23 protein-coding genes are annotated in these 22,352 nt (G+C 42.5%); 10 read left to right on the forward strand and 13 right to left on the reverse strand.

Annotated elements, in window-relative coordinates:
- Positions 1-6: 6 nt before the first annotated feature.
- Positions 7-243: a glutaredoxin family protein gene (locus EV146_RS00100; protein WP_132000603.1), complete on the forward strand. Its 237-nt coding sequence runs from the start codon at positions 7-9 to the stop codon at positions 241-243.
- A 30-nt stretch (positions 244-273) separates the two neighbouring features.
- Here the strand turns inward: EV146_RS00100 and EV146_RS00105 are convergent, their stop codons facing one another.
- The 3 genes from EV146_RS00105 to EV146_RS00115 form a co-directional block, all read right to left on the reverse strand.
- Positions 274-969, reverse strand: a complete 696-nt coding sequence (locus tag EV146_RS00105; protein WP_158286952.1) for a DUF3993 domain-containing protein — start codon at positions 967-969, stop codon at positions 274-276.
- 203 nt (positions 970-1,172) lie between these two features.
- Positions 1,173-1,412, reverse strand: a complete 240-nt coding sequence (locus tag EV146_RS00110) for a hypothetical protein (protein WP_121609428.1) — start codon at positions 1,410-1,412, stop codon at positions 1,173-1,175.
- Between the two features lie 67 nt (positions 1,413-1,479).
- A complete protein-coding gene (locus EV146_RS00115; protein WP_121609429.1) occupies positions 1,480-2,694 on the reverse strand; it encodes an EAL domain-containing protein in 1,215 nt (404 codons plus the stop codon).
- A 193-nt stretch (positions 2,695-2,887) separates the two neighbouring features.
- Between EV146_RS00115 and EV146_RS00120 the strand changes: the two genes are divergently transcribed.
- Positions 2,888-3,763: a metallophosphoesterase gene (locus EV146_RS00120; RefSeq protein WP_132000607.1), complete on the forward strand. Its 876-nt coding sequence runs from the start codon at positions 2,888-2,890 to the stop codon at positions 3,761-3,763.
- Positions 3,764-3,800: 37 nt separating this feature from the next.
- On the opposite strand, the gene EV146_RS00125 is transcribed toward EV146_RS00120, so the two are convergent.
- On the reverse strand, positions 3,801-5,900 hold the full coding sequence (locus EV146_RS00125) for an EAL domain-containing protein (protein WP_132000609.1): 2,100 nt from the start codon (positions 5,898-5,900) through the stop codon (positions 3,801-3,803).
- A gap of 151 nt (positions 5,901-6,051) precedes the next feature.
- Here EV146_RS00125 and EV146_RS00130 point away from each other — a divergent pair, with 151 nt between their 5' ends.
- The 3 genes from EV146_RS00130 (at position 6,052) to EV146_RS00140 (ending at position 8,410) form a co-directional block, all read left to right on the forward strand.
- Positions 6,052-6,549, forward strand: coding sequence for a L,D-transpeptidase family protein (locus EV146_RS00130; protein WP_132000611.1), 498 nt, complete (start codon positions 6,052-6,054; stop codon positions 6,547-6,549).
- A 122-nt stretch (positions 6,550-6,671) separates the two neighbouring features.
- Positions 6,672-7,139, forward strand: coding sequence for a YkyB family protein (locus EV146_RS00135; RefSeq protein ID WP_132000613.1), 468 nt, complete (start codon positions 6,672-6,674; stop codon positions 7,137-7,139).
- A 119-nt stretch (positions 7,140-7,258) separates the two neighbouring features.
- Positions 7,259-8,410: an aminotransferase A gene (locus tag EV146_RS00140; protein WP_132000615.1), complete on the forward strand. Its 1,152-nt coding sequence runs from the start codon at positions 7,259-7,261 to the stop codon at positions 8,408-8,410.
- A 191-nt stretch (positions 8,411-8,601) separates the two neighbouring features.
- Here the strand turns inward: EV146_RS00140 and EV146_RS00145 are convergent, their stop codons facing one another.
- Positions 8,602-9,489, reverse strand: coding sequence for an NAD(P)-dependent oxidoreductase (locus tag EV146_RS00145; protein ID WP_132000617.1), 888 nt, complete (start codon positions 9,487-9,489; stop codon positions 8,602-8,604).
- A gap of 19 nt (positions 9,490-9,508) precedes the next feature.
- Positions 9,509-10,288, reverse strand: a complete 780-nt coding sequence (locus EV146_RS00150) for an SDR family oxidoreductase (RefSeq protein ID WP_132000619.1) — start codon at positions 10,286-10,288, stop codon at positions 9,509-9,511.
- Positions 10,289-10,403: 115 nt separating this feature from the next.
- Here EV146_RS00150 and EV146_RS00155 point away from each other — a divergent pair, with 115 nt between their 5' ends.
- On the forward strand, positions 10,404-11,078 hold the full coding sequence (locus EV146_RS00155) for a GNAT family N-acetyltransferase (protein WP_132000621.1): 675 nt from the start codon (positions 10,404-10,406) through the stop codon (positions 11,076-11,078).
- A gap of 150 nt (positions 11,079-11,228) precedes the next feature.
- Here EV146_RS00155 and ptsP read toward each other — a convergent pair whose 3' ends face one another.
- The 3 genes from ptsP to EV146_RS00170 all read right to left on the reverse strand — a co-directional run bounded on the left by ptsP (position 11,229) and on the right by EV146_RS00170 (position 13,860).
- The gene (gene ptsP, locus EV146_RS00160; RefSeq protein WP_132000623.1) at positions 11,229-12,944 is read right to left on the reverse strand and encodes a phosphoenolpyruvate--protein phosphotransferase; all 1,716 of its coding nucleotides are present in this window, start codon (positions 12,942-12,944) and stop codon (positions 11,229-11,231) included.
- Positions 12,944-13,210: a phosphocarrier protein HPr gene (locus EV146_RS00165; RefSeq protein ID WP_121609438.1), complete on the reverse strand. Its 267-nt coding sequence runs from the start codon at positions 13,208-13,210 to the stop codon at positions 12,944-12,946. The genes ptsP and EV146_RS00165 overlap by 1 nt, the downstream gene beginning before the upstream one ends.
- 455 nt (positions 13,211-13,665) lie before the next feature.
- Positions 13,666-13,860: a hypothetical protein gene (locus EV146_RS00170; protein WP_121609439.1), complete on the reverse strand. Its 195-nt coding sequence runs from the start codon at positions 13,858-13,860 to the stop codon at positions 13,666-13,668.
- A 249-nt stretch (positions 13,861-14,109) separates the two neighbouring features.
- Between EV146_RS00170 and EV146_RS00175 the strand changes: the two genes are divergently transcribed.
- Complete coding sequence (locus EV146_RS00175; protein ID WP_121609440.1) at positions 14,110-14,301, forward strand: YkvS family protein; 192 nt, start codon at positions 14,110-14,112, stop codon at positions 14,299-14,301.
- A gap of 53 nt (positions 14,302-14,354) precedes the next feature.
- Here the strand turns inward: EV146_RS00175 and EV146_RS00180 are convergent, their stop codons facing one another.
- Entirely contained in the window at positions 14,355-15,014 is a 660-nt protein-coding gene (locus EV146_RS00180) for an oxidoreductase (RefSeq protein ID WP_132000625.1), read from the reverse strand.
- A gap of 141 nt (positions 15,015-15,155) precedes the next feature.
- On the opposite strand from EV146_RS00180, the gene EV146_RS00185 reads away from it, so the two are divergent.
- Positions 15,156-15,770 carry a CPBP family intramembrane glutamic endopeptidase gene (locus tag EV146_RS00185; protein WP_132000627.1) on the forward strand — a complete coding sequence of 205 codons (615 nt, stop codon included), beginning with the start codon at positions 15,156-15,158 and terminating at the stop codon, positions 15,768-15,770.
- A 49-nt stretch (positions 15,771-15,819) separates the two neighbouring features.
- A complete protein-coding gene (locus tag EV146_RS00190) occupies positions 15,820-16,479 on the forward strand; it encodes a hypothetical protein (RefSeq protein WP_132000629.1) in 660 nt (219 codons plus the stop codon).
- Positions 16,480-16,520: 41 nt separating this feature from the next.
- Here EV146_RS00190 and EV146_RS00195 read toward each other — a convergent pair whose 3' ends face one another.
- Positions 16,521-17,597, reverse strand: a complete 1,077-nt coding sequence (locus EV146_RS00195; protein WP_132000631.1) for a YkvI family membrane protein — start codon at positions 17,595-17,597, stop codon at positions 16,521-16,523.
- Between the two features lie 196 nt (positions 17,598-17,793).
- Between EV146_RS00195 and EV146_RS00200 the strand changes: the two genes are divergently transcribed.
- Positions 17,794-19,935 carry an ATP-dependent Clp protease ATP-binding subunit gene (locus EV146_RS00200; protein ID WP_132000633.1) on the forward strand — a complete coding sequence of 714 codons (2,142 nt, stop codon included), beginning with the start codon at positions 17,794-17,796 and terminating at the stop codon, positions 19,933-19,935.
- A gap of 50 nt (positions 19,936-19,985) precedes the next feature.
- Here the strand turns inward: EV146_RS00200 and EV146_RS00205 are convergent, their stop codons facing one another.
- Entirely contained in the window at positions 19,986-21,680 is a 1,695-nt protein-coding gene (locus EV146_RS00205) for a M3 family oligoendopeptidase (protein ID WP_132000635.1), read from the reverse strand.
- A gap of 95 nt (positions 21,681-21,775) precedes the next feature.
- A complete protein-coding gene (locus tag EV146_RS00210; RefSeq protein ID WP_132000637.1) occupies positions 21,776-22,216 on the reverse strand; it encodes a MarR family winged helix-turn-helix transcriptional regulator in 441 nt (146 codons plus the stop codon).
- Positions 22,217-22,352 lie beyond the last annotated feature (136 nt).

Below are 22,352 nucleotides of genomic sequence, written 5' to 3' on the forward strand. Positions count from 1 at the left end.
ACCTTAATGAAAGAAATTGTTATCTTTACTCAGAACGAATGCCCTCCCTGTAAAATAGTCAAAATGTTTCTTGATGACCACAATGTCGACTATCGGGAAAGAAACATTTCTACTGACAGTAAAGCACGGAAAGAGTTAACGGAAAAATACGGAGCTTTTTCTACTCCAACTGTTTTAGTTGGAGAAGAGGTTATTATCGGGTTTGAACTTGAAAAGCTGAAGAAAGCATTGAAGATTGAGTAAAAGAAAAGGAGCCAGCAGATGGCTCCTCCCCTAATTAAAAAGGTTAAAGTTAAAAGAGCTTGTACCTAAATAGGTCATAGAATCAGGGGGTTCCTTAAGTGCTTGGCCATTGCCCAATATGGCTTGAAGAGAATTCGTCCACAGGTTGATGGAAACGGGCTCAGCCAGGGAAGTTGCCCCGATGCCTTGATTTCGCAAATGGTCTGATCCTTCAGAAGCGGATGGATAGGCTTCCCTTACTGCCTCAGCTGGCAAATTATCATGCAGCATCTCATTAACCTTCCAGACCCCCGCCTCTTTTATTAACACCAGCCCCTCGTAATGTGTTTCATAGCTTACAGGGCCATCATCACTCGCTGGAAACTTTTCGACGATATAAATTTTTTCTTGAAGGAAAACAACCTTTGTCTCGTCGGAAAATTCAAAAAACGGAATATAGTATGGAGCAAAGTCAGAACCGTATGTTAGATACTTCCCATTCTCCTCCACTACATTTTCCTTAATAAAATCGCTTTTAAATGATTCTGTAAAAAACGGCTGCAGAACTGCTTCCACTTCAGTCATACTTCTTGCCTGCTCGCTTAGTGAAAGTTGAGCATTAAAAGCCGACTCCAAAAATTGCAATACGTCTTCCCTGCTTTTCAGCTGATCTTCCTCCGCATTCACCCGTAACGGAATGGGCATCAACAACAGGATAGCCAAAAAGATCATCGGAACCTTGTTCATCTTCATCCCCCTTTTTCAAGGTATGTTAACTTCAATAGTAACAACTGAACAGGTTAAGTATGACAAGAACTGTTCGCAAAATCTCCCGAGGGATTGACAACGTTAGACGTTCTATTCGCCTTTTACCCTGAATAAACTCGAATTAACACGTAAAAGGACAAAAACCAGGCGTATATAAAAAAACCCCCAAACTGGGGGCTTTCTTATTGCTGGAGATCCATGGTAAAAAAAATGATCGTCACTAATACCAAGGCAAAAAAGATCAGGTAAGTTAAAAAAATTGGATTACGGATGTATGGACGTTCCTGGACTCCCTCTAAAATCTTACTATCAAGATTCCCTTTGGCCTTTTTCTGGCTTTTCGTCAAAACGAGAGTATAGGCCATTGCTAAAGCGAGGATGCCTATTGTCACCAGTGTAAGAATCATAATTCCCAAACTCATTTTTCATCCCCCTCTTAGAGGTTTGCTACTCTTAAAATGTGCCATAGCGGGAATTATTATTCCAAATTTAGAACAGGCCTTCACGATCATACAAATAGGTGGATGAAAGATCGATAAATAAAAAATGCCTGGAATTAACCGGCAGGCAAAAAGTTCTGATGGTTTCGCCGGTTTCAATGTCGTTATACCTGTCTGAAAGGATGCCCTTCCTTTCCTTTCTCATTTTTATGATGTTTTCAAGGAAATATGGGCGCCAGCTCCAGTTTTTTTCGATATATTCGGGCTGTATGATCCAGTTTTGAGAGGATTTAAACACATTAGGGGACTTCTGGAACCCATCCTCGTCACATATATACATCCTGAATGCCATATCATCGGTTTCTATTGCGAGCGTTTGAAGAAGCTGACTGTAATCGGTTAGCTTCTTATGTTTGGCAAGGAGCTCATGTATTCTCGTATTAAATTCCTCGCTTAAGGCAAAAAGTGTCTCAAGCTTTTTCTTTTCGGATAAAATAAATTCGTGGCATTCGTTTTTTAATTTTTCTTTTAAAATGTGACTGTCTACAAAATTCGCAGCCGGCTCCATTAAATAGTGGCCCTGGTAATATCGGCCTCCGTTTTTCCAGGCAAAACGGAGCTGAAAGGCCGTTTCAATATTTTCAAATAACAAAGCGGCCCCAATTTTACGAGCCAGCAAGGATAGTGAAAACAGCACATCCTGATAGGCAGGACCAATAGCTGTTGACCGGAGCAGCTGAAGGCTGACCTTTAAGATATCGGGCTCCAGCTGGCTAATACGGTCAAGGTGGCTGCTGTCATTGCCAATTTTATCTATCGCCACTTTGATGCCGTACGTTCTGTAATAACGCAGCAAGTGATCCAAGTCTTCAAATTTGCCGTCATAATTCCGTTCCGAGACCTCGAGGACAACCTGGTCCGGCCTTACCCCTCGCTCCTGAAATGATAAAATAAGCTGAAGCAGTTTTTGCTCATGATCATACATCAGCAGGTCTGCATCGCGATTAATAAAAAAAAGGATGTCCCCATCCAGATGAACAGCCTGCTCAAATGCTTTTTCCAATATCGCAAGGTCTACTTCAAGACGGTATTCTTCGGGTATCTCAGTATCCTGAAAAAAAGGGCCAAGGCTGATCAGCCCATTGGGCGTCCGATATCTGCCAAGGATTTCATATGCTATTGCGCGGTGTTCATCAGCGCTGAAAATTGGCTGAAAGAAAGGTATTGCATTATCCAAATCGGTCATAATATCTAAAGCATCCAATTAAACCTCTCCCCCGATCCACTCACGGTTCATATTAAAGCCACGTCATTGCAGCTGCATTACTTTTATTTTACCATTATTTCAGCATACTGTGCGTCTGAATTCCCTTAATCATAAGAGTAATAAAAATTCTTCAACTTCCGTCTGAGGTTTGTTAAGATTAAAAGATATTAGATAATGGTTGGGGAAAAAGATGCAAAACAAAGTTACCAGAAGGTCATTCATTAAACGCGCCTTGGGCAGTTTTCTTACAGTCGCCGGAATAGGTGCAGGGGGCTATTTTTATGCCCATGACATTGAGCCGAAACTCCTGGATGTAACCCGTCACGAGATAAAAAACCGCCGGCTTCCTGCTGGCTTTGACGGGCTGAGAATCGTGCAGTTCAGCGATACCCATATTGGATTCCACTACAATCTTGATACGTTTGAAAAACTAATGGACGAAATCAACAGCCTGGCACCTGACATTATCCTGTTTACAGGGGACTTGATGGATAATCCGAATGAGTTCAATGAACATGAAAGAATTGTTCAAACTCTAAAAAGACTTGAAGCTGAGTTTGGAAAATACGCCATATACGGAAACCATGACCACGGCGGCTATGGTTCGGATATCTATAAAAAAATCATGGAAGAGGCCGGGTTTACTTTATTGATGAATGAATCTGATTCCGTTACACTTCTTGATGGCAGTTCCATCTATATTGCGGGCATTGATGATGCCATGCTCGGACGGCCCAATCTCGAAGCAGCCATTCGGGGCATCCCCAAGGATTCCTATACCATCCTGCTGGCACATGAGCCTGATCATATGGCCGACCTGGCAGCAAAGAACAATATTCACCTGCAATTAAGCGGCCATAGCCATGGCGGGCAAATACAACTGCCATTTTATGGTCCCTTGGTCACCCCTCCCTTGGCAGAGGTGTATACTGAGGGATTTTATCAGGTAGGGGATGGAGAAGGAATGCCACTCTACGTCAACAGAGGACTTGGGACAACCAGACTGCCATTCAGATTTTTGTCATGGCCGGAGCTCTCGGTGTTTACTTTAAAATCGGAACAATGACAAAAACGCAGCTAAATTCGCTGCGTTTTTGTCTGCATTATAGTGAAGCTGCCAACAGTTTTTCTGCTTCATTGGAAGGGATGGGCTTCGCATAGTAATAGCCCTGCGCCTTATGGCATTCCGCCTGGAGAAGAAATTCCGCTTGTTCCTTCTCTTCCACCCCTTCTGCTATCACTTCCATGTCCAGGCTTCTCGCCAGGTGGATAATCGTTGTAACGATCGCCGCGTCTTTCTTGCTCTTGAGGACATCACGGACAAAGCTCTGGTCTATCTTCAAAATATCGATTGGAAACTGTTTTAAATAACTCATCGATGAATACCCTGTTCCGAAATCGTCAACCGAGATGACCAAACCTAATTCCTTGAGACTCTTCAGGATAGGAATGGTTTCCCTGATGTCCTGCATGGCCCCTTCGGTTATCTCCACTTCCAGGAGAGACGGCTTGACCTCATACTTCTCAATGCATCTTTTGATTACCCTCACCAAATCATGCTGCAAAAACTGTTTTGGAGAGATATTGATCGCAATTCTAATCGATTTCCCCGTCTTGTCCTCCCATTCCCTGATTTGCCTGCAGGCCTGCTCAATTACCCAATTTCCAAACGGAATAATCAAACCGGTATCCTCCGCCAGCGGGATAAACTCGGACGGGGGTATAAACCCCAGCGTTTTGTTCTCCCAGCGAAGCAAAGCTTCAAAGCTGGCAATCTCCTTGGAACGCAAATGCACCTGGGGCTGAAAATAGAGCTTCAGCTCGTTCTTTTCCAGTGCTTTTCTTAAATGGGCTTCAATCGAGACGACATTTCCAACAAGAGTTTGCATATCTGAGCGGTAAAACTGGAAATGAGCTTTCCCTTTCTCCTTCACCCTATACAATGCCTCATCTGCTTTCCCCATCAGCGACTCTGCATCATTTCCATCATTCGGAAACATGCTTATCCCAATGCTAGGGGTAATATAAAATTCCTGTGAATTGATATAAAAAGAGCGGGCAAACTTTGTTAATATTTTCTGTGCAGCCTTCCCAGCTTTCTGCCTGCGGCAAGCCTTCAGCAGGATGCTGAATTCATCTCCGCCCAGCCTGTAGACAAGGCAATCCTCGCTTTGCATCTCACTGAGGCGTTCAGCGACTTGTTTAAGAATTTTATCTCCAAAATTGTGTCCAAACGAATCATTAATATATTTAAACCTGTCCAAATCAATGGATAGGAGGCTGAATTCCCGGCCCCCGTTTTCTTTTTTACAGGCCAATTCATTTAACTCATCCAGCAGAGCCCTCCTGTTTAAAAGTCCCGTAAGCTGATCGTGGAACGCCATGTATTTGACCATTTCAGCCGTTTTAGACTGTTCGGAAATATCTCTAACAATAACGAAGATTCCCTGGATTTTGGAATGGATGACAATAGGGACGGTTTTAATGTGGACCATTAATTCTGCCCCTTCCCTGATAAAACGGCAGTCAAAGGTTTCGGAGGCTTCCCCCTTTTCCGACTTGTCAGTCATCTCATTAAAAGCATCCAGATCAGGCTTGGCAATGAACTGGTGGATCGAAGAGAATTTCAGTTTTTCCGCACTGTACCCTGTCATTTTGCAGGCAGCAGGGTTTACTTCAAGGATCCCGCCGTCAAAATCAATGGAAAAAACACCATCATGATTATGGTCAACAATGGATCGATATCGCTGCTCGCTATCAAGGAGACGCTGTTTTTCCCTAAAGGCATCTGTTACATCCCGCGTTACACCAACAATATAGCTTATTTTTCCTTGTGAATTTGCAACCGGGGTCAAGATGGTTTCCCCATATACCCGCTGCTGGTCGCTGAGTACAGTTTCAAACGAAAAAGTTACAGGTACCTTTAACTCTTCTGCCCTTGTATATTCCTCCCTCAAAGTCCTAGCCTTTTCTGATGGCAAAACCTCTTCCAGGGTCTTTCCCAAGTCATGACTTTCCATCCCTGCATGCTTAAGTGCATTTTGATTAGCAAAAACATACCGGAAGACATGGGCTTCGCAAACTTCCATTATGAAAACGAGATCCTTAATATGGTTAAAAATAATATCAAAAATAATATTTTCTACTTTTTCATCAGTCTTGGAGTGAAGAATCTGTTTGATCGCTTTCTTCATTTCTTCCATTAAATCATCCTCATGAATGAACCTTTTTGTTTCCCCTTCCTATCCGGGGAAACTACTCCTATTTTACAACGAAACATGAAAAATTGGTTGTCTTTTAACAAAAAAACAGAACCTTGAGAATAAACTAGTCAAAAAGAAAGGCGGGATAAACATGATTCATATTGTCAAGCCCGGAGAAACCCTTAATCTTATAGCCGGAAATTACCGGCGCAGCATCAGGCAGCTCCTGGCAGCCAATCCGAGAATAATAAATCCCAATCTGCTTACTTCCGGTCAGGCAATCACAATCCCGGGACTCCCCGAACCTGCATCCATCCCGTATGCCATCGAGGTTTCTATTGGCCGAAAAACCCTGACATTGTTCAGACGGGGACAAATCATAAAAACCTATCCAATTGCCACAGGAAAAATGCTTACAGGAACGCCCACCGGGGAATTTGTGATCGTCAACCGGGAACCAAATCCTGGAGGTCCGTATGGCGCAATGTGGCTTTCCCTATCCAATAAGGGATATGGAATCCACGGTACCAATGATCCCTCCTCCATCGGAAAGGCGGTATCCAAAGGCTGCATTCGGATGCATAACAAGGATGTCCTCGAACTTGCGGGGACTGTCCCAAATGGCACAAGAGTCATAATAAGACCATAAAAGGTTGTTAAACTTGCTGGTTTTGGGGTAATTAAAACAAAGCAGGACATGTTGCTGTTTTCAACTTGACCAAAAAGAGTATAATATCAATATACCTATGCACTAGGAAAGGAGCCTATACATTGAGGAATGATCATAGCAGGTATGCCCCGGTAGGCCCAACTATAGATAATCTCTCCCAGGCCATCTACATTGTCAACCGCCATGCAAAGACGGCCCCAAACCCCAAATTTTTGTACCAGCTTAAGCATGATGCTATTAAAAAGCTTTTAAGGGAGGGAAAAGCTAAAAAAGTGGGGCTGCATTTCTCCCAGAATCCCAAGCTCAGCCAGCAGCAGTCGGATGTCCTAATTGTATGCGGCAATTATTCATTTCACATCCCTCCAGCAAAAACTGATTTTGAAGACCTCCCGCATTTAGGGAAATTGGATAATGCCGTGCGAAACCCAAAAGCCAGCCTTTCATTGACACAGGCCAAGAAACTGCTTATTTCCTATACTGGATTGACCGACACGCCAAACCAGCAGGAAAAGAGGAAAGCCAACTATCAGAAACCTGTTTTTAAAAAGCTCGGTGAAAGTTATTTTTAAAATGCCAGGCACTCAGTTGCCTGGTTTTCTTTTCGCTTTTCTTTCATTTAGCGAACATTTGATTCAGGGCGGTACCTTTAAATGGTAAAATGAAGCTATCATATTGGAGGGATTAAAAAGTGGAACATTTAGTCAATAAAAAAGTAAAGAACATCGAGATATCCGGAATCAGAAAATTTTTTAATCTGGTTTCCGGTATAGAGAATATGGTATCACTGACAATTGGGCAGCCTGATTTTCCGACCCCGGAACACGTAAAAGAAGCAGGAAAACGAGCCATTGATCAAAACCAGACCACCTACACCCACAATGCCGGTTTACTGGAACTTAGAAGGGCGGCAGCAGATTTTTACATAGAAAAGTATAACATTGCATACTCTCCCGAAACAGAAACGATTATTACCTCAGGAGCCAGTGAAGCCATTGATATAGTTTTCAGGACAATTCTTGAAGAGGATACAGAAGTCATCCTGCCAGGACCTGTTTATCCCGGGTACGAACCGATTATCAAGCTTTGCGGGGCAAAACCTGTCTATGCAGATATTCGCGGAAATGATTTCCGCTTTACCGCAGAAGTCATTGGAAGTTACCTGACTGAACAAACAAGATGCATCGTCCTGCCTTATCCTTCAAATCCTACCGGGGTGAGCCTGACGGATCAGGAACTGAAGGAAATTGCTGACCTTGTTGAGGGCAAGGATATTTTTATTCTGGCCGACGAAATTTACAGTGAGCTTTCCTATGAAAAGCAGCATACCTCCATTGCAGGCTTCATTAGAGAACAGACAATCGTTATTAACGGGCTGTCCAAATCACATTCAATGACTGGCTGGAGAATTGGCATGCTCTTCGCACCAGAATCAATCACGAGACATATCCTGAAGGTCCACCAGTATAATGTGACCTGTGCCTCTTCCATATCCCAGGCGGCTGCTCTCGAAGCCCTTACAGCGGGCATCAATGATGCTGAAGGAATGAAAGCAGAATACTTAAAAAGAAGGGACTATGTCTATGCCCGTTTAATTGAGATGGGACTAGAAGTCGTCAAACCCGATGGTGCCTTTTATTTCTTCGTGCGCATTCCCGATCAAAAGATCCGTTCCTTTGATTTTGCCCTCGATCTGGTCGAGAAAGCCAGGCTGGCAGTGGTCCCTGGAAGTGCATTTTCTGATATGGGAGAGGGATACTTCCGTCTTTCTTTTGCTTACTCCATGGAAACACTTGAAGAAGGCCTAAACCGCCTTGAAACTTATCTCAATAACTCATTCTAATAACAAAGAAAGTGTCCCGGAATTCGAAATGGGACACTTTTTCTTTTATTAGCTCAAAACAAACAGGAGACTCGCAAATTGTGGCAGTGTTACCTCGTGCAGCGCTTTCTCCAGTGGGTTCGCCACGCATGCCCTAGTTCTCCTGTGGCGAATTACTATACAAGTAAATCCCAGACAGAATTGATTCTCCCTTATTTGTTTTCCAGGCCCCAATACTTATAAAGAGCCTGTGTGCCGCTTTCACTTTCGCCTGCATCCGCAAGCCTCTTATACAATGAATAAGCAAGAGCCAGGCCGGGCATATCCAAATCCATCTTTTCAGCCTCTTCAAGGCCGATTCCCATATCTTTGATAAAATGCTTGATGGAAAAACCAGGAGCGAAATCTCCTTTAATTACTCTTGGGGTTAAATTGGAAAGCGACCAGCTCCCCGCGGCGCCTGTCGATATGGTTTTTAGCACCTTCTCAGGATCCAGCCCCGCTTTCTCCGCATAAATGATTGCCTCTGTAACTCCTATCATATTGGTCGCAATGGCTATTTGGTTGCTCATCTTGGTATGCTGCCCTGCTCCAGCATTCCCCTGGAGAATAATATTTTTACCGAGAAGCTCCAGGATCGGCTTTACCTGATCAAAAGCCTCCTGATCGCCACCTACCATAATGGCGAGCCTTGCCTCCCTGGCTCCAATGTCTCCTCCGGATACAGGAGCATCAAGAGCGTGCATTCCCTTCTTTTTCGCCTCATTGTAAATTTTTTCAGCCAATGTTGGTGTTGATGTAGTCATATCAATTAAGTATGTATTTTCCCGGCCATTCTGGACGAGCCCGTCTCCTCCAAGATACACTTCTTCCACATCAGCCGGTGTCCCTATTATGGTAAAAACAACATTGGCTTTTTCAGCAATTTCTTTTGGGGATTCTGCCCATTGTGCTCCATTTGCGAGCAGTTCCTCAGCCTTTTCTTTTGTCCTCGTATGTATGACCAGCGGATAGCCAGCCTCCATCAAATGCCCTGCCATGCTCTTCCCCATGACTCCTGTGCCTATAAAACCAATGACGGTGTTCTCTGTTGTCAGCATGTCCATTCCCCTTTACATTTTAAATTGATTTAACCATCCCACCATCAACAAGAAAAGAACTTCCAGTCATATAGGTATTTGCCTCAGATGCAAGAAACACAACAACCTTTGCAAATTCCTCCGGCTCTCCATATCTTTGTAATGGGATATTGTTTTTTGCCCGTTCCTCGACTTTTTCCAGTGGCATCCCAAGCTTTTCCGCATTAACTTCATCGAGGTGCTTCACACGGTCCGTAGCAATCCTTCCTGGTGCTACCGTATTAATTAGAATCTTATAGGGAGCCAGCTCCTGAGAGAGTGTCTTAGTCAATCCAACAATCCCGGTCCTGAATGTATTGGAAAGAATCAGCCCTGGTATCGGTTCTTTGATCGAAGAAGAGGCTATATTAATTATTTTCCCACCGCGAGCTTTTAGTGCAGGGAGCGCTACACGGATCAATCGGATATACGAAAGAAGATTCAATTCAAATGCGTGTTTCCATTCCTCGTCTGATATCGTCTCAAACGTCCCTGCAGGTGGCCCGCCGGCATTGTTTACTAAAATATCAATTGACCCGAACTTTTCAATCGCTTCATCAATTAATTGTTCAATATCTGCCGGTCTCGTAAGATCAGTTTGTTTATAAGCCGCTTTTCCAGGTCCGCCCAACTGGTTTACAGCCTGTTTGAGCTTTGCTTCATGCCTCCCGGAGAGAAGGACATTAGCCCCTTCGTCTATCAATTCTTTTGCTATTGCCAGCCCGAGCCCCTGGCTGGAAGCTGCTACCACCGCCGTTTTACCTTCGAGTTGAAGATTCATCCGTATCCCCTCCTTTTTCGCATCGTTCATTCCCATTATAATGGTTTTAAGCTGGCAATTCATTTGTTTTGCTGGCAGCCCTATTTCTATAAAAGCCATTAAAGGAGGCCTGCAGATGTATTTAAAAAAATTGTACGTTTTCGACCATCACAAACCGGTAAAGGCCATTATAAGACAATATAATGAAAAGGATTTTGACGGTTTGATACAGGTACAAAAGGAAGCATTCCCGCCGCCCTTCCCATCCGATCTTTGGTGGAACCGGGAACAGTTGCATAACCATGTCACCCTCTTCCCCGAGGGTGCACTTTGCATTGAAATAGATGGAAAGATTGTTGGTTCGATGACGGGTTTAATCGTTCATTATCATCCTGAGGACCCGGACCATAGCTGGGCTGATATTACGGATAATGGATATATTCGCAACCATGATCCTGAAGGGAATACATTATACATTGTTGATATTTGTATTAGTCCGGATTATAGAAAATTGGGGCTCGGGACATGGCTGATGCAATCAATGTATGAGGTCGTTGTCCATTTAAAGCTGGAAAGACTGCTGGGTGGAGGCAGGATGCCAGGTTACCATCTGCACGCAAATGAACGATCAATTGAAGAATACGCAGACAAACTGATCACAGGAGAACTCATGGACCCAGTCATAACCTTTTTACTGCGCTGCGGGCGCACTCCTGTAAAACCAGTGAAGGATTATTTGGAGGATAAAGAATCTCACAATTATGGAATGCTGATGGAATGGGTGAACCCCTTTATCTCTCAGCAGAAATAGAAAAATATACAAAAAATGCCGGCTGTCAAAAACAGCCGGCCAAGTCTGGGGGAAAATGAGAATGATAAGCTTACCTTCAGTCTTACCAAAGTGCTTACTTATTTATACCCGCAGATTGTAAAATTAAACAAATTTATTATTACAAAATTATTACAAAGTGACTGCAGCATTTACTGCTTCAATAACTTCTTCAGTAGTGCCCATCTCCAACACTTTGGAAGCTAAAGCTTCCATGTCGGATTTGGATAGATTGCGGATTAATGAACGGGCTTTCAGAATGGATGTAGCACTCATTGAAAACTCGTCCAATCCGAGTCCAAGCAGGATTGGAATTGCTGTTTCATCCCCTGCCATTTCTCCACACATGCCAGCCCATTTTCCTTCCTTATGAGCAGCATCAATGACCATCTTGACTAGTCGAAGGATGGATGGATTATATGGCTGGTACAAATAGGATACCTGCTGGTTCATCCTGTCGGCAGCCATCGTATATTGAATAAGGTCATTCGTTCCAATGCTGAAGAAATCGACTTCCTTCGCAAACTGGTGTGCGATAACAGCTGTTGATGGGATTTCCACCATGATACCGAGTTCGATGTTTTCGGAAACCTGAACTCCTTCATTGGAGAGCTTCTGCCTTTCCTCTTCAAGGATGGCTTTTGCTTCCCTGAACTCAACCAGGGTAGCAATCATCGGGAACATAATCTTTAAATTCCCATACACACTTGCACGAAGCAAAGCACGAAGCTGAGTCCGGAAAATGTCCTGTTCTTGAAGGCAAAGACGAATTGCCCGGAATCCTAGGAAGGGGTTCATTTCTTTAGGAAGGTTTAAATATGGAAGCTCCTTGTCGCCGCCAATATCAAGCGTTCTGACAACTACAGGCTTTCCTTCCATGCCTTCGAGCACAGCTTTGTAGGCTGTAAACTGCTCTTCTTCGGTTGGAAGCTGGTCACGGTCCATGTACAGGAATTCAGTTCGGTAAAGACCTACTGCTTCCCCGCCATTTTCCACTACTCCCTTTAAATCTTTAGGTGTTCCGATATTTGCAGCAAGTTCAACATGGTGGTTATCAGCAGTAATGGTCTTTTCATTTACAAGCTTGGCCCACTCAGCCTTTTGCTTTTCATAATCGGCCTGTACCCTTTTGAATTCTTCAAGCATTTCAGGTGTAGGGTTAATATGAACCTCACCTTTTAGTCCATCAACGACCACTAAATCACCGTTGCTGATTTCTTCTGTCACAGATTTTGTTCCAACAACAGCCGGTATTTCCATTGAACGGGCCATGATAGCTGAATGAGAGGTCCTGCCTCCGATATCAGTTGTAAAACCCTTTACAAAATTCCGGTTGAGCTGAGCTGTATCAGAAGGGGTCAGATCTTCTGCTACAATGATCACTTCTTCAGTCACCATGCTTGGATTTGGAATTTGAACGCCGAGCAGATGCGCAAGAACACGCTTGGTCACATCACGGATATCTGCAGCACGTTCTTTCATATATTCATTGTCCATTGATTCGAACATAGAGATGAACATGTCTGCTGTTTCTTTAAGTGCATGTTCAGCGTTAACGCTCTCGGTCTTGATTTTATCTTCTATGGGTGCAATTAACTCTGGGTCGCTTAAAACAAGAAGGTGCGCATCAAAAATAGCTGCCTTATCAGCTCCAAGTTCCTTGCCGGCACGATCACGGATCTGTTCGAGCTCCGTTTTGGCTGTATTAAGTGCGGTTTGGAAACGAGCAACTTCCTGATCTGGAGAATCGATTGTCTTCTTTTCAAAAGAAAAATCCGGTTCTACCAGTCGGTAAGCTTTGGCAATGGCTATGCCATTGGAAGCAGCTATACCACTAAGGAAGCTCATTATTCAGCTAAACCTTCTCTTTTAAGAGTATCTTCAATAGTTTTAAGAGCATCAGCTTCGTCGCTGCCTTCTGCGATAATGGCAATTTCAGCACCCTGACCAATTCCAAGAGACATAACACCCATGATGGATTTAAGATTTACTTTTTTGTCTTTATATTGAAGCTGAACTTCTGAATCAAACTTGCTTGCTGCCTGTACAAGTAAAGTTGCCGGACGCGCGTGGATACCAGTTTCTGCTACTACTTTAAAGTTTTTTTCTACCATTAGAAAATCAAACTCCTTTTATAAATGATATAGGTGAAGCCAATTGGTGCCTTTATTACTAAATCGTAAAATGAACGATATAGTCAATAATTTTATCTAGATTAAGATTATTTTCTATTTTACCCAATTCATTTAATGATTCACACCATATATTTCTTCCAATCATTCCCTGAACACTCTATGTAGTCTAACAAAATAAATGACCAGGAGATTGGCCTCACAACAAACAGAATAGCACGTAGTGCCGGCTGAAACAATGAAAAAAATCCGAAAAAATGAAGGCTTTAGCACTTTTTTTATCTAAAACGTTTTCATTCAAAATCTTTCAAAAACAATCATGGATTTATTCTTCACCAATTGTAACTATACCCTAAATACCTTACAATATCCTTCTTTTGAGAAAAACACTATTAATTTAGTATTGAGGGTTTTCACATCCCCTGTGAGCCAGCCTTTTAACTCCGTGGGTGCTCCAAGTATTGATATATGACATCCCCACCCCGTTCTGCTATTCCCCGGAAATGCTTGAAGTCCTCCCGGGCTACGAGGACTTGGCGAAAAGCAAGAAATTCCTGCTTCGGAACATGGTATTCCGTTATGTCCCCATTTTTTAACTGATCTAATACATAATTGATTTCTGCTTTTTCCATAATGTCATCTCCCGAATTAACTATCTAGCTGTTTTTTCGTATACCTAATCATACAGAGGAATACCTCCTCTTTTCAACTAATTGAAGTATTTATAAAAACGTTTTCAAAAAACCATTGAATAATGAGGAATTTTTAGTTATGGTAATAATAATTTAACCGCGGAAGGTTTTTGCCAATTTTAGGAACAATATATAAACAGTTATCAGGCAGCTCATTGCGGGAATTTAGAAAGATGGGAGAGAGGTTCTTTGAAGAAAGCACAAGTGGGAAATGTGATTGAATTCCGGGAAGGATTACAGGGGATTGTCGAAAAAGTTAATGAGAATTCTGTAATTGTGGATTTGACTTATATGGACAACTACAGAGATCTCGAATTGGATCAAAGGACTGTCATTAATCATAAAAACTATAAAATTGTAAAAGAAACAGCTTTTCAATAAATATAACGAACACAAAGGGACAAAAAGCCAATGCCTTCTGTCTCTTTGTTCTTTCACTCTGTACTTCGTAAAATTTCGTCCGACTCATATACCTGAAATCCTTTATCTGTTCCCAACGCTGCAGAAACCATGGTCAGTGCTACGTCTGAAGCCTTGACAGGGCGGTATTTCCTAAAAGGTCCCTGAAACAAGTTTTCCAATGGCAGGGTTATTTTTTCCCCAAGCTTTTCCCCAAATCTGAATTCCTCACGTTTACCTAATAATAAGGACGGACGAATCACAATTAGACTTTTAAAGGGCAGGCTGCGCAGCTCGGATTCCAGCTCTCCTTTAACTCTGTTATAAAAAAAGGGAGAACTTTTATTGGCTCCAATCGCTGAAATCACTAAAAACCTCCTGGCCCCGCTTGAACAAGCCATGTTCGCAGCCTGCAGCGGATATTCATAATCCACTCTCCTGAAGTTTTCCCGACTCTTTGCTTTCTTCATGGTAGTTCCCAGGCAGCAATAAATATCATCCGCCTTAAATAAATCACGATATCTCTCCAATTCATCTAAATTTCCAACCGATTTTGTCAATTTCGGATGACAAGTAACGATCTCCCGGCGTGTAAGAACCGCAACATTGTTATAAGTGTCTTCCTTAAGCAACAGTTTCAGCAGCTCCCTGCCAACTAACCCAGTGGATCCTAGCACCAATGCACTGCGGCTCATTTCTATCCCACCCTTAACTAGATACTTTTAAAAATAAATTCCCTCTCTCCATTACAGTACCCTTTCATGACATTTTTTTCCTTACTCCTGAATTTTATTATCTGATACAATAAGGGGTGTTTTTAGAAAGGGGATTGCTTCATGAAAATAGTGATGGCCGATCGCCGCTTGATATTAGGTTATTTGGTTGCACACATCCTTTTATTTTTTACTTTTAAAGATCAAAATGTATTCTGGTATATATTCACAGCTGCCATGCTGATACTGATCAGTTATTCGATTCTAAATGAGGAATTCGGAGATAAAGCTTCCACGTTTGCTTTTTTTAGTTTCGGTATACTTAGTGGGCTGGCCCTCTACATGGTTTTTTGGGCTGCTCATCTATCCATCACTGAACTGAATCTTCCATTGGGGGAACAAGTAGCCTCTTTATATAGAGATTTCTCTCCAAATCTCGCCTGGCATTTTATCGTGCTAATTTTCATTATCGCTCCCGGTGAGGAAATTTTTTGGCGCGGATTTATCCAAAGGAGAGTGCTGAGGATCACCAATGTAAAAAAAAGCGTTCTTATTTCAACCATGTTATATGCATCTGTCCATTTTTATTCTGGAGAGTTAATATTAGTCTTAGCGGCTTTTGCTGCGGGACTGGCATGGAGTTCGCTTTATGCCTGGAAACGGAGCATACCATTAGTAGTCATTTCACATATTGTTTTTGATTTACTATTGTTCGTATTTCTCCCTTTAAATTCGTAACCTTATTGTCCATTATACCGTCTACTTTAGTAAAACAGGGGGAATTTTAATGAAAATGCGATTACGCTTATTTATGATGCTGCTGTCAGTATCAATGGCTCTATTTGGATGTGGAGCGTCTGAATCATCACAGCCCGCAAAAGACAATCCATCTTCGCCGGCAGATCAGTCAAGTAAAGAAAACTCTGATGACAAAAAGGAACCTGTCCAACAGGATGTCGATGATATGAAAAAAGAAGATTCTGTGATTCGTATTCTTGAACAAAATCTTCAATACACTGTGAATGGCCAAGAGAAAGAAAATACTGCTTTCTTAAAATTCAATGACAACCAAAAATATTCTATGTATGTCCTTCCAGAATATGAATTAAGTGCGGAAGAACCTAATAAAGATGTTCTGTTCCTGTCTGAGGATGACAGCATTTTTATGAGAATCGAACTGCTTCCCCAAAACAGCAATTGGGATACCATTGAGGCCGATGCGAAAACACAGCTGGAGTCTATCAGCAAAAATGTTAAAACTGTCTCCCTTCCTGAAGATCCTTTCTTCAAGGAAGCCTGGGCAATGGAAGTCTCAAATGGCGACGAGATGATCTCATCTTATTTAATAAAAGACAGCGAACTACCTCTTAAACTGATGATCTTTACTAAGAAAAGTAAGAATCATCTTGATCCCTTCATTGAAATGGCCAAAACCATCGGTAAATAGTCTTTTAAAACAATTATAAAGAAAAGCCGGCAGTAGAATACTCACTGCCGGCCTTTATATTTTCCGCTTTTATCAGGCCCCTCCGGGGAAAAAGGTTTCATCCAGAGCAATACGATGAAAACCAAACTTATATACCCAAATAAAGGGTACAAATAGGATAGCAGGGTACTGTAATGAATTCTGCTAATAAAATAACAGATGATAAATATACTGGACACAATGACAAGGCTTGGCACAGGGACGTACTTCCTTACCTGCCTCTCCAGACCAAAGATATTCCCGATTACAGAAGTGAAGATTTCTCCATAAATAATTAAAATGAACACCCAGTACAGGCCAGAAGCGAGATTTTTCATGATTGTCGCCATTGGAATTTCATAGGATTCCAGATTCGGAAGCATAACCAAGGTTAAATGACCCGCCAGCAAAATCAGGGTTAAAGCTATTCCTCCCAATATTCCTCCCCATTTCACCGTACTGTCATCTTTTATTTCTGCAGCAACAGGAACCAGCACAGCCTGCGACAAAGACAGATTAAACGCAGTATAAATAAATGGGGAGACAACGGATTTCCATCCATCTTCTGCCATCGGAATAAACAGGACCTTACTTGTAAAATCAGGAAGCTGAACCGACAGGAACAACAGTATAAAACTGAAGGCAATCATTAAAGGGACCACGAATGCGTTAACCGCAAATAAACCTTTAAGGCCTACAATCATAACCGCAATAGAAAAACCAATGGTAATAAAAATGCCTGCGTTCTTCGGTATTCCAAGCTGCTCCTCAAATACCGCCCCAGCCCCCGACAGCATCACCGAGCATACGCCCACCAGCATTAGAAGCATGATGATGTTAATGATCCTTCCAAGCAATTTACCGAACAAATACTCATTGAACTGTTCATATGAACTCGCACCGATTTGTGCGGCAATACGCATAAGTTTTGAACCCATGAAGATAAATAAGTACCCGCTCATCAATATCCCAATGAGCCCGATAAATCCGAATCGGGAAAAAAATTCGACGATCTCTCTCCCGGTCGCAAATCCCGCTCCCACTACCGTCCCAACATATACGGCTGCAATTTGAAAGGCTGCCCCCCAGTTTGTCCTCACATGATTCCCTCCTTATTTCAAATATATGAAAAAGGGTACAAACCATGACGAGCTTTTTAAAAAGGAAGCAAATCAGGGTTCACATAAGGTAAAAATCACCTTAAGCAAACATCTTGAAAGTCAAAGAAGGTCAAACTATAATAAGAGTACATTGATCAAATATAGTCAAAGTCAATGAAGTTAGGAGGAAGGTTAAATGCTTTGTCAACAATGCAATCAAAATCAAGCTTCTATTCAGTTAAAAATGAATTTTAATGGCAGCGAAAAGCATTTAATGCTTTGCCATTCATGCTTCCAAAAAGAACGAGAGAAACTCGGAGCTTCATTTGGCCCTTCCATGTCCGGCTTCTCCGGATTTGGCCAAAATGATTTTTCCGATTTATTTGATACGCTAACAGGCCAGCATAATAGAAAACCAAATGCATTAAAACAGAACCAAGACGAAGGAAAGGGCAATGGGTTTCTGGACCAGTTTGGACGAAACCTGACCCACGCTGCCAAGGCTGGGCTGATCGATCCGGTCATCGGCCGTAATGAAGAAGTAAACCGTGTAATTGAAATTCTGAATCGCCGAAACAAGAATAATCCTGTTCTTATAGGTGAACCAGGGGTGGGTAAAACAGCGATTGCAGAAGGGCTTGCACTGAAAATTGCAGAGGGGCTGGTCCCTAATAAGCTGAAAATGAAAGAAGTCTATCTTCTTGATGTTGCCTCCCTGGTAGCCAACACAGGAATTCGAGGTCAATTCGAAGAGCGGATGAAACAGTTGATTACTGAATTACAGGACCATAAAAACATCATTTTGTTTATCGATGAAATTCATCTGCTGGTTGGGGCAGGGTCCGCCGAAGGTTCAATGGACGCAGGCAACATCCTGAAACCCGCACTTGCCCGCGGGGAGCTTCAGCTTGTCGGTGCAACAACACTAAAAGAATACCGGCAAATCGAAAAAGACCCTGCTTTAGAAAGACGATTCCAGCCAGTACATGTTTTGGAACCATCTCCTGAAAAGTCAGTAGAAATCCTAAAAGGGATTCAATCCAAATATGAGGATTACCATGAAGTCGCATTTAGTGAAGAAGCGATAAATGCCTGTGTACAGCTTTCACACCGTTATATCCAAGACCGCTTCCTCCCTGATAAAGCAATCGACCTTATGGATGAAGCGGGTTCCAGGTTAAATCTTGAAACGGACTATACCGGCAGGGATCATATCGAAAAGCGTCTATCCGAAATAGCAACAGAAAAGGAAAATGCACTTAAAAATGAAGAATATGAAAAAGCAGCAAAGCTTAGGGATGAAGAATCCAGACTTGAAAAATCTTTAAACGATGCTGGTGGATCACAGCGCCCTATCGTTACTGTTGAACATATTCAGGCCATTATCGAACAAAAAACTGGAATTCCTGTGGGTAAAATCCAGGAGGATGAGCAAGGGAAAATGAAGCATTTGGCAGAGAACCTTGCCAGCAAGGTTATTGGACAGGAAGAAGCTGTCAAGAAAGTGGCTAAGGCAATCCGCAGAAGCCGGGCCGGGCTTAAATCAAAAACCCGCCCTATTGGTTCCTTCCTGTTTGTCGGGCCAACAGGTGTCGGTAAAACCGAGCTGACAAAAACCCTTGCCGAGGAACTTTTTGGTTCCAAGGATGCCATGATTCGCCTTGATATGAGTGAATATATGGAGAAACACAGTGTATCTAAAATCATTGGTTCCCCTCCTGGCTATGTAGGCCATGACGAAGCCGGCCAATTGACTGAAAAGGTGCGCCGAAATCCTTACAGCATTATCCTGCTTGATGAAATTGAAAAAGCACACCCTGATGTGCAGCACATGTTCCTGCAAATCCTTGAGGATGGACGCCTGACAGACAGCCAGGGACGGACCGTGAGCTTTAAGGATGCCGTCATCATCATGACCAGCAATGCAGGCGTAGGACACAGGACAATAAAAGTAGGCTTTGGTCAAAGCGATGCAGTGAATGAAGTCAGCATTCTGGACTCTCTTGGAAGCTTCTTTAAACCCGAGTTCCTGAACCGTTTTGACAGCATCATTGAATTTAAATCTCTTGAGAAAGAGCATCTGCTTCAAATTGTTGATCTATTGCTTGAGGAATTAAACAGTACCTTGAACGAGCAGAAGGTTACTCTTGAGGTAACCGAGGAAGTAAAAGGAAAGCTTGCCGAATTAGGGTACCATCCAGCGTTTGGGGCACGTCCTTTGCGCCGTGTCATCCAGGAGCAGCTTGAAGATAAAATCGCTGATTTCCTTTTAGAGACGCCCGAAACTGAAAAGCTGTCTGCCGTGATGGAAAATGACAGCATCACGATTAAAATCTAATCTGTAATAAAAAAGCGAAGCTCTTAAAAGAGGCTTCGCTTTTTTATTACTTATAACTGATCGTCTTCAACGGAATCAAGCCAAAGCTCGATTTCCCGCACAACTGACTGAACGCTGTTTTTCTCGAAAGGAGATATCAGGTTCGCTTCTCTCACTAGCTCTGTAAAGGGCATGCTTCCTCCGAGCTTGCAGAGATTAAGATAATCTGCCCAGGCCTCTTCCTTATGTTCGCGCGACCTTTTCCAGAATTGGAAGGCACAGATTTGTGCAAGTGTGTAATCAATATAATAAAACGGAGAATTATAAATATGGCTCTGACGCTGCCAGAAACCGCCTCCCTCCAGGTAAGCATTGCCGTCATAATCCTTATGGGGAAGGTACTTATTTTCAATAAGACGCCATTGCTGCTTCCTTTCAGCGGGAGCAGCCTCTGGATTCTCATATACCCAATGCTGAAATTCATCAACCGCTACGCCATATGGGAGGAAAAGCAAGGCTTCACTTAAATGAGAAAACTTATATTTGTCGGTGTCTTCTTCAAAGAATAGACTCATCCATGGCCATGTAAAAAATTCCATGCTCATTGAATGAATTTCACAGGCCTCGTAAGTTGGCCAGTAATATTCAGGAATTTCAAAATGACGGCTGGAATACACCTGAAAAGCATGTCCCGCTTCGTGGGTCAAAACGTCAATATCCCCTGAAGTTCCATTAAAATTGGAGAAAATGAACGGTGCCTTATAGCCTTCAACATATGTGCAGTAACCGCCGCCAGCCTTTCCTGTTTTCGCCTCAAGATCCATCAAATGGTTATTGATCATAAAGGAAAAAAATTCTCCTGTTTCACCGGAGAGCTCCTCGTACATCTTTTTTCCTTTTTCTATAATCCACTCTGGAGTTCCCTTTGGCACGGCATTTCCTGTAAGAAAATTGAACGGTTCATCATAGTAGGTCAGCCGGTCAACACTAATCCGATTCCGGTGCCTCTCCTTCAACTTTGAAGCAATGGGCACAATGTATGTATGGACTTGTTCGCGGAAACCTGCCACCATCTGCGCATTATAATCTGTCCTGTACATTCGGTAATAGCCCAGTTCAACAAAGTTTTTATACCCTAATTCCTTTGCAATTTCAGTTCTGACCTTTACTAGTTGATCATAAAGCTCATCAAACTTTTCTTCATGCTGTGCAAAAAAGCCGAAACGCGCCTCCGAGGCTTTCTTGCGCATCTCCCTGTCTGTGGATTGGATGAACGGCTCCAGCTGGGTCAACGTCCTTTCTTCCCCTTCAAACTGAATCTTCGCTGAAGCAACAAGTTTTGTATATTCAGTAGACAGCTTATTCTCTCTTTGCAGCATTGGAATGATCTCAGGCTTGAACGTTTTTAGCTGCGCTTCGGCGAGGGCAAACAACTGTCTCCCCCATTTTTTTTCGAGCTCCTCTTTAAAAGGAGAAGATACTAGGGCCTCATAATATTTAGCAACAAGTCCCTCTACATTCGGTTCGAGTTCATCAAGATAATCCTGTTCAGCCTTATAGAACTTATTATTGGTATCAATGGAGTGACGGATATAACATATATTCATCATGGTATCCACTTCATTCCGCAGCTCATTAATCTCTTTCATGGCCTCGTCCTGACTATTGGCCGAGGAAGACCCCCGAAACTTTTCTAGTGCCAGTTCAAATTTTTCTGTTAGCTCATCCAGCTGTGGTCTTTTATATTCATATTCTTCAAATTTCATTCTGTAACCCCCCTGCTCTCTTTTTGCCTTCATATGTTTGATATTCTTTTCCACAATCAATTATTCCTTGAAGATAGAAGGATTCAGCCGCTTTTTTAATATTTTTCAACAGAAAGGCCCAATTTTTTTAACAGCTCAATTGCTGTTCCTTTCTCTTGAGAGTCCAAAGCTTGTGTCAATTCATGGATCCTCCGGCTGTGTTCAGGAAAAATCTCCTCGATGAGTTTTTTTCCATCATCTGTTATTTGTGCATACGTAACCCTTCTGTCTTTAGGGCACCCCGCTCTTCTCAACAGACCTTTTTGCTCAAGCTTGTCCACTACGTAGGTGATGCTTCCACTGGCCAGCAGAATTTTACCCCCAATTTGCTGCAAAGGCTGATCCCCTTTATGGTACAGCAGCTCTAATACCGCAAATTCAGTCGGGTTTAGCCCATTTTGCTGAATAACCCTGTTTACTTCCTCATTTAATGCCCGATACGCCCGGGAAAGGACTATAAACAATTTTAGTGACTGATTAACTTGTTCTTCATTCATAACGATTCATTCCTTTAATCCAATTGATAATTAGATTATATACGAAATTCCTGCATTTAACAGCTTATGAGCGTCAGGGTTTATATCTTAGCTAATTGAGGGAATTATACAACCTAATTACTATTACAGATTAGGA

Origin of the sequence: Mesobacillus foraminis, assembly GCF_004340465.1 — a bacterium.
GTDB classification, from domain to species: Bacteria; Bacillota; Bacilli; order Bacillales; family Cytobacillaceae; genus Mesobacillus_B; species Mesobacillus_B foraminis.

What these genes read in the sequence shown, in the direction of transcription:
- EV146_RS00130 (WP_132000611.1), top strand. Translation starts at nt 6,052, where the DNA reads ATGATTCATATTGTCAAGCCCGGAGAAACCCTTAATCTTATAGCCGGA.
- EV146_RS00145 (WP_132000617.1), bottom strand. Translation starts at nt 9,489, where the DNA reads ATGCTGACAACAGAGAACACCGTCATTGGTTTTATAGGCACAGGAGTC.
- EV146_RS00165 (WP_121609438.1), bottom strand. Translation starts at nt 13,210, where the DNA reads ATGGTAGAAAAAAACTTTAAAGTAGTAGCAGAAACTGGTATCCACGCG.
- EV146_RS00110 (WP_121609428.1), bottom strand. Translation starts at nt 1,412, where the DNA reads ATGAGTTTGGGAATTATGATTCTTACACTGGTGACAATAGGCATCCTC.
- EV146_RS00105 (WP_158286952.1), bottom strand. Translation starts at nt 969, where the DNA reads ATGAACAAGGTTCCGATGATCTTTTTGGCTATCCTGTTGTTGATGCCC.
- EV146_RS00155 (WP_132000621.1), top strand. Translation starts at nt 10,404, where the DNA reads ATGTATTTAAAAAAATTGTACGTTTTCGACCATCACAAACCGGTAAAG.
- EV146_RS00125 (WP_132000609.1), bottom strand. Translation starts at nt 5,900, where the DNA reads ATGGAAGAAATGAAGAAAGCGATCAAACAGATTCTTCACTCCAAGACT.
- EV146_RS00205 (WP_132000635.1), bottom strand. Translation starts at nt 21,680, where the DNA reads ATGAAATTTGAAGAATATGAATATAAAAGACCACAGCTGGATGAGCTA.
- EV146_RS00100 (WP_132000603.1), top strand. Translation starts at nt 7, where the DNA reads ATGAAAGAAATTGTTATCTTTACTCAGAACGAATGCCCTCCCTGTAAA.
- EV146_RS00150 (WP_132000619.1), bottom strand. Translation starts at nt 10,288, where the DNA reads ATGAATCTTCAACTCGAAGGTAAAACGGCGGTGGTAGCAGCTTCCAGC.
- EV146_RS00170 (WP_121609439.1), bottom strand. Translation starts at nt 13,860, where the DNA reads ATGGAAAAAGCAGAAATCAATTATGTATTAGATCAGTTAAAAAATGGG.
- EV146_RS00180 (WP_132000625.1), bottom strand. Translation starts at nt 15,014, where the DNA reads ATGAGCCGCAGTGCATTGGTGCTAGGATCCACTGGGTTAGTTGGCAGG.
- EV146_RS00185 (WP_132000627.1), top strand. Translation starts at nt 15,156, where the DNA reads ATGAAAATAGTGATGGCCGATCGCCGCTTGATATTAGGTTATTTGGTT.
- EV146_RS00190 (WP_132000629.1), top strand. Translation starts at nt 15,820, where the DNA reads ATGAAAATGCGATTACGCTTATTTATGATGCTGCTGTCAGTATCAATG.
- EV146_RS00120 (WP_132000607.1), top strand. Translation starts at nt 2,888, where the DNA reads ATGCAAAACAAAGTTACCAGAAGGTCATTCATTAAACGCGCCTTGGGC.
- EV146_RS00210 (WP_132000637.1), bottom strand. Translation starts at nt 22,216, where the DNA reads ATGAATGAAGAACAAGTTAATCAGTCACTAAAATTGTTTATAGTCCTT.
- ptsP (WP_132000623.1), bottom strand. Translation starts at nt 12,944, where the DNA reads ATGAGCTTCCTTAGTGGTATAGCTGCTTCCAATGGCATAGCCATTGCC.
- EV146_RS00200 (WP_132000633.1), top strand. Translation starts at nt 17,794, where the DNA reads ATGCTTTGTCAACAATGCAATCAAAATCAAGCTTCTATTCAGTTAAAA.